This is a genomic window from Terribacillus sp. FSL K6-0262 (assembly GCF_037977385.1).
GTDB lineage: Bacteria > Bacillota > Bacilli > Bacillales > Amphibacillaceae > Terribacillus.
In genome coordinates, this window is sequence record NZ_CP150277.1 from 465,301 (window position 1) to 478,556 (window position 13,256).

At 42.3% G+C, this 13,256-nt stretch carries 15 protein-coding genes and 1 pseudogene; 6 read left to right on the top strand and 10 right to left on the bottom strand.

Going from position 1 to position 13,256, the window contains the following annotated elements; genetic code table 11:
* Positions 1-13 precede the first annotated feature (13 nt).
* The 7 genes and pseudogenes from MHI54_RS02340 to MHI54_RS02370 form a co-directional block, all read right to left on the bottom strand.
* On the bottom strand, positions 14-667 hold the full coding sequence (locus tag MHI54_RS02340; RefSeq protein ID WP_095216351.1) for a response regulator transcription factor: 654 nt from the start codon (positions 665-667) through the stop codon (positions 14-16).
* On the bottom strand, positions 664-1,863 hold the full coding sequence (locus MHI54_RS02345; RefSeq protein WP_095216352.1) for a sensor histidine kinase: 1,200 nt from the start codon (positions 1,861-1,863) through the stop codon (positions 664-666). Before MHI54_RS02345 ends, MHI54_RS02340 begins: the two co-directional genes overlap by 4 nt.
* Before the next feature lie 143 nt (positions 1,864-2,006).
* Positions 2,007-2,205, bottom strand: a pseudogene (locus MHI54_RS02350) (NINE protein).
* Between the two features lie 42 nt (positions 2,206-2,247).
* Positions 2,248-3,270 (bottom strand): ROK family protein, encoded by a 1,023-nt coding sequence (locus MHI54_RS02355; protein WP_340082222.1) that lies wholly within the window; start codon positions 3,268-3,270, stop codon positions 2,248-2,250.
* Positions 3,271-3,326: 56 nt separating this feature from the next.
* On the bottom strand, positions 3,327-3,707 hold the full coding sequence (locus tag MHI54_RS02360) for a VOC family protein (protein ID WP_340082912.1): 381 nt from the start codon (positions 3,705-3,707) through the stop codon (positions 3,327-3,329).
* Positions 3,708-4,338: 631 nt separating this feature from the next.
* On the bottom strand, positions 4,339-4,854 hold the full coding sequence (locus tag MHI54_RS02365) for an N-acetyltransferase (protein WP_095216355.1): 516 nt from the start codon (positions 4,852-4,854) through the stop codon (positions 4,339-4,341).
* A gap of 22 nt (positions 4,855-4,876) precedes the next feature.
* Entirely contained in the window at positions 4,877-5,329 is a 453-nt protein-coding gene (locus tag MHI54_RS02370; RefSeq protein ID WP_095216356.1) for a MarR family transcriptional regulator, read from the bottom strand.
* Between the two features lie 496 nt (positions 5,330-5,825).
* Between MHI54_RS02370 and MHI54_RS02375 the strand changes: the two genes are divergently transcribed.
* On the top strand, positions 5,826-6,359 hold the full coding sequence (locus tag MHI54_RS02375) for a helix-turn-helix domain-containing protein (RefSeq protein ID WP_340082223.1): 534 nt from the start codon (positions 5,826-5,828) through the stop codon (positions 6,357-6,359).
* An 11-nt stretch (positions 6,360-6,370) separates the two neighbouring features.
* Here the strand turns inward: MHI54_RS02375 and MHI54_RS02380 are convergent, their stop codons facing one another.
* On the bottom strand, positions 6,371-7,627 hold the full coding sequence (locus tag MHI54_RS02380) for an MFS transporter (protein ID WP_158221553.1): 1,257 nt from the start codon (positions 7,625-7,627) through the stop codon (positions 6,371-6,373).
* A 404-nt stretch (positions 7,628-8,031) separates the two neighbouring features.
* Complete coding sequence (locus MHI54_RS02385; RefSeq protein WP_095216359.1) at positions 8,032-8,469, bottom strand: MarR family transcriptional regulator; 438 nt, start codon at positions 8,467-8,469, stop codon at positions 8,032-8,034.
* Positions 8,470-8,635: 166 nt separating this feature from the next.
* On the opposite strand from MHI54_RS02385, the gene MHI54_RS02390 reads away from it, so the two are divergent.
* The 5 genes from MHI54_RS02390 (at position 8,636) to MHI54_RS02410 (ending at position 11,415) form a co-directional block, all read left to right on the top strand.
* Positions 8,636-9,040, top strand: coding sequence for a CidA/LrgA family holin-like protein (locus MHI54_RS02390; RefSeq protein ID WP_095216366.1), 405 nt, complete (start codon positions 8,636-8,638; stop codon positions 9,038-9,040).
* On the top strand, positions 9,010-9,702 hold the full coding sequence (locus tag MHI54_RS02395; RefSeq protein ID WP_095216360.1) for an LrgB family protein: 693 nt from the start codon (positions 9,010-9,012) through the stop codon (positions 9,700-9,702). Before MHI54_RS02390 ends, MHI54_RS02395 begins: the two co-directional genes overlap by 31 nt.
* A 266-nt stretch (positions 9,703-9,968) precedes the next feature.
* Positions 9,969-10,301, top strand: coding sequence for a PadR family transcriptional regulator (locus MHI54_RS02400; protein WP_095216361.1), 333 nt, complete (start codon positions 9,969-9,971; stop codon positions 10,299-10,301).
* A gap of 1 nt (position 10,302) precedes the next feature.
* A complete protein-coding gene (locus tag MHI54_RS02405) occupies positions 10,303-10,641 on the top strand; it encodes a DUF1048 domain-containing protein (protein WP_095216362.1) in 339 nt (112 codons plus the stop codon).
* 399 nt (positions 10,642-11,040) lie between these two features.
* Positions 11,041-11,415 (top strand): hypothetical protein, encoded by a 375-nt coding sequence (locus MHI54_RS02410; protein WP_340082224.1) that lies wholly within the window; start codon positions 11,041-11,043, stop codon positions 11,413-11,415.
* A gap of 343 nt (positions 11,416-11,758) precedes the next feature.
* On the opposite strand, the gene MHI54_RS02415 is transcribed toward MHI54_RS02410, so the two are convergent.
* On the bottom strand, positions 11,759-13,120 hold the full coding sequence (locus tag MHI54_RS02415) for an amino acid permease (protein WP_340082225.1): 1,362 nt from the start codon (positions 13,118-13,120) through the stop codon (positions 11,759-11,761).
* Positions 13,121-13,256: the final 136 nt, after the last annotated feature.

Below are 13,256 nucleotides of genomic sequence, written 5' to 3' on the forward strand. Positions count from 1 at the left end.
ATCATCAAAAATATCATAAATTATTGTGATTCAGATGAATCAGTCCCGCTTCGATCGCTACTGCTACCGCTTCCGTTCTAGAATCCACACCAAGCTTATTGAATATCCCTGTAAGTCTGGATTTGATGGTCCTTTCCGAAACGCCCATATCAAATGCAATTTCCTTGCTGGTCATGCCCCTTGCGACAGCTTGGAGGATGACGATCTCCATACGGGAAAGCTGCACTTTTTCTTTTAGGTTCCGTCTCTTTTCCTGATAATTTCGGATTCTTTTCATCATGTCATCCCCTATCAGCGTCTTCCCGCTCATCGCAGCATCCAAGGAATGAAACAAAGATTCCAGACTGGTATCTTTCAGCAGATAGCCTTTCGCTCCGTAATCGAATCCTTCTGCCAGCAATTGGTCTTCATTATATGTCGTCAAAATAATGATAGGCAGATCGGGATGTGTGACGGATAAATTCCGGATCGCTTCCATCCCGCTCATCACAGGCATATATAGATCCATTAAAACGATATCCGGCTCCAATTCATTTACCAGCTCGATCGCTTCCGAGCCATTCCCTGCTTCACCGATGGTTTTATAGTTTCGGTTTGTTTCTATCAGCAGCTTGAGTCCTTCCCTGACTACTACATGATCATCTGCTATCAGTACTTTATGCGTCACCGTACTTCCCCCTTCAACGGAATGCTGACTGTCACTTTTGTTCCGTTCCCGATTCTGCTGTCTATCTTGATATCTCCTCCCAAAATCCTCATCCGCTCCTTCATCCCGATCAATCCATAATGACCTTGCTTATGCAGACTTTCATCCACGTCAAAACCAACTCCATCATCAGTGATCACCAGAAGTACATCCTTTTCCTGCGTGGATGAAACAGCTATGGCGACTTTACTAGCTTTGGCATACCTCGCAATATTCAGCAGACACTCACTTACGATCCTGGAGCAATGTTCTGTTACTGTCGGGGATACGGAATGCACGATCGCAAAGTCAAAATTGCAAGTTATGCCGGTAGCCGCCGCGAACTGCTGGATATGCTCACGTAAAATATATTCCAAATCCGTGCTTTCTTCATGAAGCCGCAAGTCGTCAATTACAAGACGGGAATTCGCCATCACCGTTCCTGCCCCCTCTATCGCCACTTGCGTTATCTGTTGGGCACGTTCGTAATTTCCATTGGATAGGTGGGCATTTATCGCCTCAAGCTGCATCTTGATACCGGCTAACCCCTGAGCTAGCGTATCATGCAAATCGCGTGCCATCCGCTGCCGCTCATGGTGCAGCGTCAAATTCTCGACCTGATGATGGACCTCCTCCAGTTCCTGCAGGAATTGCTGGGTCCTTATCCTTCCATTGACCTGCTTGAAGAAGATGGCAGCGTAGGCAACGATGATGATCGTGGAGGGAACAGCAACAACAAAGAAAATGAACAAGCTTTCTTTCGGAACAATGATAATGGATGCAATGATGGACAGACCTATCAATATAACAAAAAAAGCGCTCCGTTTTTGTCCGACCATTCCTATTACCTGCCCTAAAAGCAAAGGAAACAATGCAATGATCGTTGCATAGAGGTCGTACATAAAAAAGGCACTGCCATACACGATCATTCCCTGTACGACAAAGTACATCCAGGCTCTTTTCGGCAGGAATCGGTCGGAAAACCAGTATAATATGCTAAAAGTGAGTATCAATAAACTGAAAAGTCCATAATGCAGGAACGAACTGCCCGCCCCGATTTGCAGGAACATAGACGCAGTAAAAGCGATGAAAATCCAAATCAAGCCCGGGATCCTTGCTGCCACCATGTTATTGTATTCTTGTTTTATATTGTTTTGGTGATCTGCATAGTTGTCCATTTAATATCTCCTAAAATATACGTAAGATTATTATGCACTATAATCAGATATTCTGTCTTTCCCCTTTGGGCATCTGAATCGTTTTTGTTACATACATAAAAAAGAGAAAAAACCGGCTGCTGCTTGCTGCAGCTGCCGATCCTTCATCTGTTATATTTCGCATCGAAATCTTCATCCGACTGAAATAAATCAGCCCTTCAACAAAACCTACGATAGCTGGAATGATGGTCCATGAAAATACTAAATACAGAATCCCCATCCAGATTTTCCCTAAATAAAATTGTGAATTCCTAAATTACTCAATAAAATCCCTAGTACACCCGCAACGATCTTATTCTTCATGGCTGCTCCCTTAGACGAAATAACGCCGGGTCAATGGCATGATCAATCAAAACCATTCACGAATGAATCCCCCATGCCGATCAAATTCCTTTTTGCTATTTCCCATAGCCCTTCCTGATAATCTTTATCCCAGTCGCTGATGCACAATTCGGGCAGATGATCTGCTGGAAAATATTCTTTTGTTTTTTCAGCGGCTTTATTCAAGAATGCTTCACTGACTTCTCCCTGATGAAAAATGATATGCGAGGGGTTCAACAATGCGCTGATGGTCTGGATCAATTTTGAGATTAACGCTGCAGATTTCTCATCTCTCTTTTCAAACCTGGTCCCGGGAAGGAATCTGTTATCCTCACACAAGGGAATGAAGGAGATTTCCCCGCTGAACATCGTATGTCCCCTCACCAGGTTCCCATTGATCAGAATGCCGGCACCAGGTCCATTTTTCCCCATGTATAGGTACACGAGGGATACTTCATTCGACAATCCCCTTCTCTTCTGATAACCAATGACTGCTGCATTCATATCATTTTCAATGGTTAAACCAACTGGCAAATTCAAAGCGGTACTTATATTTTGGTTTGCATAAAGCGGATAGTCCGGGATATAGCTTACCCTCTCACCGTTCACGGCCCCGGGTATACCCATCGCGATCGTTCTTATGGATGGGTTGTCTGCAAGTTTTGTCTGCAGGAATGCAGCTAAATCAGAAGGATCATGCTCCAATAAGCTCTCTGCAGTTGCTTCAAGGATTTTTTGGTTACGTGCATCAGTAATGACATACTTCGTTTCCTCTTTTTCAAGATAAATCAGCAATGCATGGGAAAAGTCCGGATTATAAGCATAGCTGCGCGCTCTCCTTCCTCCTGCCGATGGAGTAAGGCCCAAGGAGAGTACTTCTCCTCGGTTTACCATCTCCCCGATGAATTTGCCGGCAGTGGGAAAGCTTATCGAAAGAGCCTCGGCAATTTCTGCCTTGGACATCCTATGATGATCCATCAGCAAACGTCTTATTCCCTTTGTTATTTTCATCTTCACCTTATCCTGCATCGTCATCCGGTCATCCAACTTGAACACTTCCCTTTATACTTAACGCGGGCGGGATTATCACCGACTGTCCCCCTCTATATGGTGATTTCGACAATATTTCCTTCCGGATCTTCTATGACACTCTCATAATAGCCATCTCCCGTTGTGCGCGGATTTCCCTTGATTGTATAACCGTCCGCCTTAAGTTTTTCAGTCAAACTGTCCACCGCTTCTTTACTGCCAAGAGAAAATGCAGTATGTGCCCACCCTAAATGATCGGGGGTCGATTGTCCATTTATCGTCTCCTTCCTCATCAACTCCAATCTCGAACCATCGGAAAAGGCAAGGAAATAAGAAGAAAAGCCCTTCTTTTCATTTACATATAAGCTGTTGCTTTTTGCGCCAAAATAATGCGTATAAAACTTTCTCATCTTTTCGATATCTTTCACCCAAATGGCAATATGTTCAATTTTCAACATCAAAACCCCTTCCGCTACTTATTAAACTAGTTTAATAAGTGCATAAATTTTAGCTCACCAGCAGCTAAAAGCATCTTTGGAATGGTAAGCAAATTCTCTTCATTCGCAAAAACTGGCTACTGCTTGTGTACGCTCACACGCATTCGCAACCACAATCTGTAAAAATGGCAGATACATTAATTCCGTATCATTCTCCCTTCTCCTGCAGTAATTACGTCTGAAGCATACATCCTGGAATCGATCTCATGTCAAATAAAATATTATTTACAATCATTTCCTTCAAACAACACATAATGTACACAGGAGCTATTTATAATGAGAAAAATGAAAAAAGTAAAAGGAGACGTAAGATGTTATTGCTTTTATTTGGTTTGCTTATTGTAGTCATTATAACCATCACAACGCCTAAAGATCTTTTTCATTCTTCGGACGACATCTCTGCAGCAGTCACGCAGCAAGCTAAAATTGACGCTGAAAATTATATAAATTCGACTCGAAACCAGAACCGCTCTTGATTTTCACTCACTGGCTGCGCTTTTCGTACACTGCATTAAAAAGAGCATGCCCAAAGCATGCTCTTTTTGCCGACTAATCGAGATATTCCTTGCTGTGGATGAAGTGTACAACTTCAAAGCGTTTTCGTCAGTATAAAGTCCGTCTGTTCCTCGTCCCCCATATAAAAAGAATGTGCTCCAGTTTTTACAAATCCATTTTTTTCATAGAAAGCAATTGCATTTGGATTCTTTTCCCATACCCCGAGCCAGATAATCTTCTTCTCCAAGTCCCCCGCTATTTCCACCGCTTTATTCATCAGGTGATTGCCCAGCCCCTGTTTTTGAAATTTCGTCCTTATATAAATCCTTTCAATTTCAAGAGACTCTTCGTCCATTTTTTCAGTCTGCGCTTCCCCGGTGTTCACTTTAAGATAACCAGCAAGTTCCTCTTCCTGATAGATGAAAAAGAACGAAGAAGCGCCATTCATCAATTCCTTCTCTAATTGTGCCAAAGTAAATGCTTTATCCAAATAAGCCTTCATATTTTCAGGTGTATTCTGTTCTTTGAATGTATCATTGAATGTTTCGATACTAATCTTTTGCAGCATCGATAGATCTGCAAGGCTGCATCTTCTGATAGTTATCGGCATTGACGATTGCTCCTTCATGACATCAATAGTCTCTTTTATTTCCTTTTTTAACATATTCCCAATCTTTTTCCACATTCTTTCTCGCTCTTTGCAGAAGCTGAAAAAGGCTTTCGATTTCAGTTTCAGAAAATCCATTCAGTGCGACCATGTTGGAATGATCATTTTCTCTGATGATCGAATGGTAAACCTCTTTTCCCTTCTCGGTCGGGAACAGTTTTTTTATCTTCCGATTATGCCGATCATCCCGCTTTTCAATGAAGTCATTGGCCGCAAGTTTTTTTATGGCACGCGCTGCGGTCGTTCTATCCACCTTGATCATCTCTGCTAACTTCTCTTGGATGATTCCTGGGTTCTCCACTATACGCACAAGGTACAAATACTGTCCCTTGGCAAGGTCAAATTCTTTAAATTCGATATTGCTGATAGAATCCAAAGCCCTGGCAATCATTCCGATTTCCCTCAGGATTTCTTTCATATGGACACCTCTATCGGATTGATATGTTTGCTATCATAGTAAATCAATTTTATTGCATTTGCAATAAAATTATAGAGAAAACTCCTGCTTAAAATTTAAGAAACAAGGTTTAACTTCTTTTAAATCGGGGATATAAATAAAGTTGGGAGGATAGTGATGAGGTGCGTTTATCTGAAAAAAAAACTAATGTATAGGGAGCTAGTCCGATTAATGCATGATTTTGAAAGATGTCCGAATGATTACATCAAGAAGCACATTAACCAAGACATCGCTTAAATAAAAAAAGCAATTCAATATGAAAATTAACTCTCCGCTTATCGTAGATCAAGACGGGGAGTTTTTGTTATGTAAAGGAAGTTTGCTGCTGCTCAGCTGAAGTGTTTCTCCTCTCGGCATAAGTCTTCCATTAAAAACTTAAGGGAATCAATCACCTTTATATTTCTTGATTACTAGGTTAATCTTAAGGTAATAAATCAACTAAATGGAGCGCTCAATCATGGATGAAAAGGAACTGAATCTAATAAAAAATTTGTTCAATTATCAAAGGATGCGAATTTTAAGAGCCCTGCAAGGCAAAGAGAAAACAATTAAAGAGATAGCCAAGGATCTGGAGGAGAAACCATCCAGGCTTTACTATCATATCAATCAATTAGAGGAAATAAACTTGATAAAGGTAATAAGAGAGGAGAAAGTGAATAATCTGACTCAAAAAATATATACTGCAAACACCCCTGATTTCAACGATGAATTCAATTGGGTTGGAGAAACTGCTTCCCGAAATAAAGATTATATCTTTACTCAACTCCATTCCCATATCGAAGCAGCTCTATCAGCTATATATAATGATTTAGAGAATAATCCTTCCTCCCCCCATTCAGAGGCCAGCTTGATAAATGCCTCCTTGACTAGAGATGAATGGAAAGAAGTGAATAAAAAAATACGTGATTTAATCTCTGAAAGGGATAAGGAAAACTCAAAGAAGGAACTTTTACATTCCAAATACATCATTCTTACGTACTTGGAAGGATAAAAAAATCACTCTTAGGAGTGACTTTTTACTTGAGCGACTTTAAAATGATACGCTGCTGACAGATTCATTTTGGAAGGGAAATTCCTTAAAGGTTTACTGATGATCCAAAAGGCAGCTACGAACAGCAGCCCCACACCTCCGCTCACGAAAATGATAGTACTGTTTAAAACTGTCGCCATCCCTCCTCCAATAAGAGACCCCAATGGGGCTGCAATGCCTGTCATACTTGCAATCAAAGAGAAAACCCTTCCGAGGTGACTGCTGGGTACCATTTGCTGGATCACAGCAATGAATATCACATTGGTCATGCCGATGGTTATATAACTAGCAGAAAACATTACCAAAGAAATCAAATTATTTTCGATGAATCCAGCCGAAATCCAGGAAAAACCGGATAAAGCAAATCCAACGATGGTAATGACGCCTATTGGAAACCTTTCAAGAAAGTTTGCTGCCATTGCCCCTAACAGCAACCCAGCTGACAGCCCGCCTAGATAAAAACCATATAAATGCGCACCGCCTCTATCCGAGGTAAACTCAGGTAAGACTGCAGTCAGAGAACCAATCATAAAATTCGCCACTGCTGATGCGAGTAAAAATTTCGGGATAATACTTTTTTGAACACTTCTGCATCCCTCGAATAAGTCGTTCTTATAAGCAAGTATACTTTCCCGAAAAGAACCCTTCCCTCTTTTCATTTTGCTGCTGGATTTGTTTATCCTCAAAAAACTAAATAGCAATGCTGCCATCATGAAAAAAATTGCATCTATCCAGAAGACAGCTATCATACCGACAATGGTTATAAAGATTCCTGAGATGCCAGTGAGAATTATATCCAAAGATTGGTACGTGATATTCATAAGCGAATTGGCTCTGACTAGCTTTTCCTCTTTGACAATTTTGGGGACTAAAGCATATTGAGTAGGATAGGTTAATTGCTGGATTGCAGACATAATCGGCATGACTGTCAGGACAACCCAAACTGTGAGGAAATCAAAGTAATACAGGATAGGAATGAAACATAAAATGCCCCCTTGCAGCAGCTGATTTAGGATTAGTATCCAATAGTGGCTCAAGCGATCTACAATTGGTCCATATAGAAATTGCAGGGCTTGGGGTGCCATAGTAAGGAATCCGGCCAAGCCTGTATAAAAAGAACTACCAGACAATTGATAAACCAAAAGCATGGCCGCTATAGCGTAAATGCTGTCGCCGATATTTGTTATGACTCGCCCTGATAATAATACATAAAATGATCTTCCCAACATCAACACCTCCATTAAAATTATTTTAACGATAAATTAATTTTCTCGCTACATGTTTTGGGTATAATAAAGAAGAAATCATTCGACAATTATCAACAAACTTATGGACGGACAAACCGGAATGATCGGGATAAAAGTCAGACGATAACTTCGTACCTGTGATGCCGTACTGTCAGCAAATCAATGGGATTAACCCTAAAACAAAGGGAGTTAAGCGAATATGCTAATCATGCAGAAAGCCTATAACCGCTATGGTTATAGGCTTCCATTTGTAAAAAAAGATTAAAAACCGTCGAGGGCAATAATCAAAACAGCGCATAGCTTCCTGCGTACAGAAGATAGCGTAATCCCAGATCGACTCTTTTGTAAATATTCACCTTGGCTGGCCCGACATGGATAAGTGACTATCAATCGATAAGGGCCTCATTCATACGGAACAAAAGCTCTCCGAATATTTCCCTTTCCTCATCCGACCAGTTCCTGAGCATCTCCCGGTAACTGCCGATCCGCTTCTTCTTGTCTTCCTTCAGCTTTGCTTTCCCCTGCTCCGTTATATAAAATATACTGCTTCTTTTATCGTTTGGATCCTGTGAGCGGGCAATCAGTCCCTTTGCTTCTACGGCAGCAGCTTGACGCGATAAAGTGGATATATCCAGCTTGAAGCTATCTGCCAGGGCTTTCAATCGTGCCGGGCCACATGCCTCCAGCTCCCGGAGCAGCAGGTAGACAGCTCGTTCCAAATCGCCTATCTTGTTCTCCGAGTTGTCTTTATATACAGCCCTCCTGATCAATGTAGTCATTTCATATTCAATACGTTCAATTGATTCCCTTTCCGTTGGCTTCATTTCCTTCCTCCTCATGACAATCGCAATATATTGACAAACCGACACATTATTGTATAATACAAATATATACTTGTACTATACAATAAAATCATCAAATAATAAAGCGTTATTGATAGGAAAGGAGGGAAGCTATTCTTCTTGTGGGTACAAGGGAATGGCTTTATTTATGAGAACCATCCGTATTATCATACAAGTCGCGATTTTGTCCGTTTTTTCAGTGGCAGGGACTATGGTGCATAATTTGCTTCACATCCCCCTTCCCGGCAGTATAATCGGACTGATTTTGCTGCTCATTTGTTTATCATGCAAATGGATCCCAGTCAGCCTCATCAGTGATGGAGCTGGATTTTTGCTGGCAATCCTGCCCTTACTATTCATCCCGGCCATGGTCGGGATCATGGATTATCCATCCTTTTTCTCCATCCATGGCGCCATCCTGACAGCCGTTGTGATCGCAAGTACTGTGATTACCATCATTACGGCTGGAGCAGTAAGCCAGTTCATGGAAAAGAAAATCAATAAGCGAAAGAAGAGAACAGCATGCAACCATTCATCCTCGCAGTCGGTATAATCCTGGCGACAGTCGGTGTTTATGTCGCGGCTGGGAAATTATACAAGCGTTTTCCTTATCCTTTTTTCATCCCGGTGATTACGACCACTGCCGTCCTGATCATCCTTTTACTGCTTTGCAATATGTCATATGAGGATTATATGGTTGGAGGGAAATGGATCAATGCCCTCCTTGGTCCAGGTGTAGTGGCACTGGCTTACCCTCTTTATAATAACCGGAAAATCCTCCTGCAGAATATAGCGCCGATCCTATCCGGCGTTTGTATCGGGGCTCTTTTCGGCATGAGCAGCGGGATCGTATTCGTCGAATTACTCGGCAGCAGCCATGATCTGATTGTCTCGGTCATCCCTAAATCAATCACGACTCCCGTAGCATTGCAGCTCACGGACACATTGGGAGGCATTCCATCCATGACGGCTATCTTCGTCATGATCGCCGGTATTTCCGGCGTTGTGATCGGACCTTTGATCCTGAAATGGGTGCGTGTGCACAGCTTTGTCGGCAAAGGCATTGCCCTTGGCAGTGCTTCCCATGCATTGGGTACTGCAAGAACGATGGAATATGGCGAACTGGCTGTATCGATGAGCTCGGTCTCGATGACATTGAGCGCTCTGCTGGGATCCGTTTTTGGCCCGATAGTCGTATGGCTGTTTCAGCTTTGACAAGGCTTTATCTTTCTTCTCAAATTCCAATAATCTGATCGGTAATCCGAATGGTGTCATTCCAGATATGCACCATTCGGATTTTTCAATTGAAATGGAGATCTCCTCTCTTCCTCCTGCAGGTCGGGATCATTTCATGCTTTCTTGACATGCCCAGGTATTATGTATTACTATATACCAGTAATAAGTAATGACGAATATCAGTAACACTGAATATAAGTGTTGCATAGCAATAAGTATAGTTAACGAAAAATGGAGGGGCAGAATTGGAAAATATTACAGAAATGCTGAAAGGGGTGCTGGAGGGCTGTGTTCTTGAAATCATCAGCCGCGGTGAAACCTATGGCTATGAAATTACACAGCAGCTGCGGGATCTTGGCTTCACCGATGTAGTGGAAGGGACAGTTTATACGATCACCATGCGTCTTGAGAAAAACAATCTAGTGGACATCGAGAAAAAAGCATCCACCATGGGGCCACCGAGAAAATTCTACAAACTCAATGCAGCGGGGCAGGAGAGACTCAAATCTTTTTGGGAAAAATGGGAATTCGTTTCAAGCAAAATTCACGAACTCAAAACAAATCAAAAGGAGAAATAAAATGAGCATCATAAAAAAGATTATCGGAGATTTGGATGACAAACGGGAATGGAAGGCAATGGAGAAACGTGCGAATGCACTTCCAAACGAGTACCAAGATGCGTACAGCGCCATCAAGAAATATATGTGGGCTTCAAGCGGCCTTTCCGACTGGCAGGACATCAGCCGCATCTTCGGCGGCATTCTCGACCTCTTAGAGCAAGGTGCTGCTGAAGGCAGGAAAGTCACAGATCTTACAGGTGAAGACGTAGCCGATTTCTGTGATGAACTAGCAAAGGACACGAAAACCTGGAAGGACAAATATCGCACGAAGCTGAACGATTCGATTAATCGCAGCTGATGGCAACAAGGAAATAAAATGGCTGATCACTGAATAGCTGGGCGATAAATGAGATTGCACCATTCCTGTTCAGTTATATTTTCATCCGGTAATCAGTGTTACTGATTACCAGTAGAGATTGAGGTGATTCAACCACTGCTTCCCTATCCAGTTCATCGTGTTGGCCCCTGTATCTTAAAAGCATGGAATCCTTTGACATCTAGGATTCCATGCTTTTTCATTCCGACTGATTTATGAGCCCGCGACTTCTCCCCTAAACCTTTTATTTACGGTCATAGCTCCAAGATCTCTGCCACAGCCTCTCCTTTACTGATCAAAGATCGAACCCGCATAGTAATTACTGGAAGATAATGATATATTATGAAGGTGATTTTTTATAGAAAGAAGGCTGCTCCCTACATGGCCATTAAAATAACACGAAAAAAGAATTTTTACGGTGGTCTAGACCATATTAAATTATATGTCAATGATCAGATGCTGACCAAGCTTAGAAATGGCGAGACGTATGAGTTTGAACCAGACAGCAATCTTGTCGATATAAGGACCAGCGTCCAAGGCATTTGGAACAGTGATAAAATGAAGGTCAAGGATGGATCTTCCATCACGATAAAAGTGAACCCCTTAATAAAAAACTTGCATTTGATCAGTCTTCCAGCTCTGACTTGCGGTATATGTATTAGCTATCATTTTTTCCTCATTACTTTTATATTACTTTTTGCCATGTCCCTGCTAGCTGATGGCAAAAGTCATATTTTGAGTGTGGATAACGACTGATTTCCACGTATGCCCATTAGGTTCAGCTGCATAACACTGCTGTTAAGCAAGATGCGGACCAACCGCTCTCAGTTTGCGACTAAAAGAGTACTGACGCTATTTGGCCGTTTTGTAGGCTGATCCATTGATGCATTATAAGGTCCTGTCCACATCTCACAGGAGCATCAGGAGGCTATGAAAGCAACAGGCATTACCGCTGATCATGTCTCCATCGAATCGTTTCATGCTTTTATATAGATGCAGCCCCCAGTTAGTTTAAAAAGGGGCTGCATCGCTAAGCTTTCATTCTCACGGCAATGCATTAAAGAAAATGCGTGTCCCTGTAAGGAGGGACACGCATCATTCATTCTTTCTTCAGCTTATATCCTATTACAAGGATAAGTATCCATACTGGCATAATATAAAGAGCCAAACGATAATCCGGCATGAAGCCGATGATGACAAGTACCGCTACGAGGAATAAGAGTACGACATAATTGGTGACAGGATACAGCGGCAGCTTAAAAGATAATTTGCTTGCTGCCTCCCTCCCTATGCGCTTCCGAAATGCCAAATGAATGATAATGATCATGATCCAGTTGATGACACCTGCAACAGTCGCAGTAGCCATCACGTAGCCGAATACCTTTTCCGGGAATAAGTAATTAATGATGACAGCAATTCCTGCCACTGCCGAAGAAAGTAATATAGCTGGTACTGGTGCACCTGTCCGTTTCCCGACACGGTGCAGGAACCGGGGGGCGTTGCCTTGCTTCGCCAAGGAATGCAGCATGCGTCCATTACTGTACAAACCGCTATTGTGCGCCGACACAGCTGCCGTCAAAACAACCAGATTCAATATTCCAGCTGCTGCCGGGATACCGATACCATCCAGTATTTGGACAAATGGACTGCTTTCCCCGTCAATCTGATTCCATGGGAAGATAGACGTAATCACAATCATCGTACCCACATAAAAGATCAAGATGCGGTAAACAACTTGATTGATTGCCTTGGGAATCGTCTTCTTAGGTGTCTCCACCTCACCTGCAGTTATACCTACAAGCTCAACGCCGCCGAAGCTGAACATCACGGGGACAATGGAAAGTAGAACGCCTACCATCCCATTCGGCAAGAACCCTCCTTCATCAAAAAGATTGGAGAATCCAGTCGGTACGCCTTCATTTCCAATACCAGTGAAGATGATTACCAGGCCGAGCACTATCATGCCAATGATGGCTATCACTTTGATCAGAGCGAAATAAAACTCGAATTCACCATATAACTTGACACTTAATAGGTTTATACAAGTAATTATGATCAGGAAGCCGAATGCTGTCACCCAAGTCGGCACTTCCGGAAACCAATACTGGACATATACACCGACGACCGTCAACTCAGCCATCGTTACAGCAACGTAATTGAACCAATAGTTCCATCCCGAGAAGAAACCGAAAAAGTCTCCTAAGTTCTCATAAGCATAGTAACTGATGGAGCCAGAATTTGGATTATCGACAGAAAGTTCTCCCAGGGCCCGCATGATCAGGAAAATCATCAAGCCGCCCACCAGATAAGCAAGCGGGATAGCCGGACCTGCCAATCCAATGGAAGACGCAGAGCCATAAAATAAACCGGTTCCAATCGCCCCGCCCAGTGCAATCATCTGCACATGGCGATTTTTCAAACCTTTTTGTAAATCATTTTTCGATCGATTGTTTCTTTCCATATCAAAGCCCCTTGCTGCCAATCTTACCCACGTTGTTCTATTTATTTGATAGCAAAGCAGCCTACAAATATACCCTCTATTATAATTGCCCAAAATTATAAAAGAAATAGTGAATGATGTGGGTCATAGTATATGT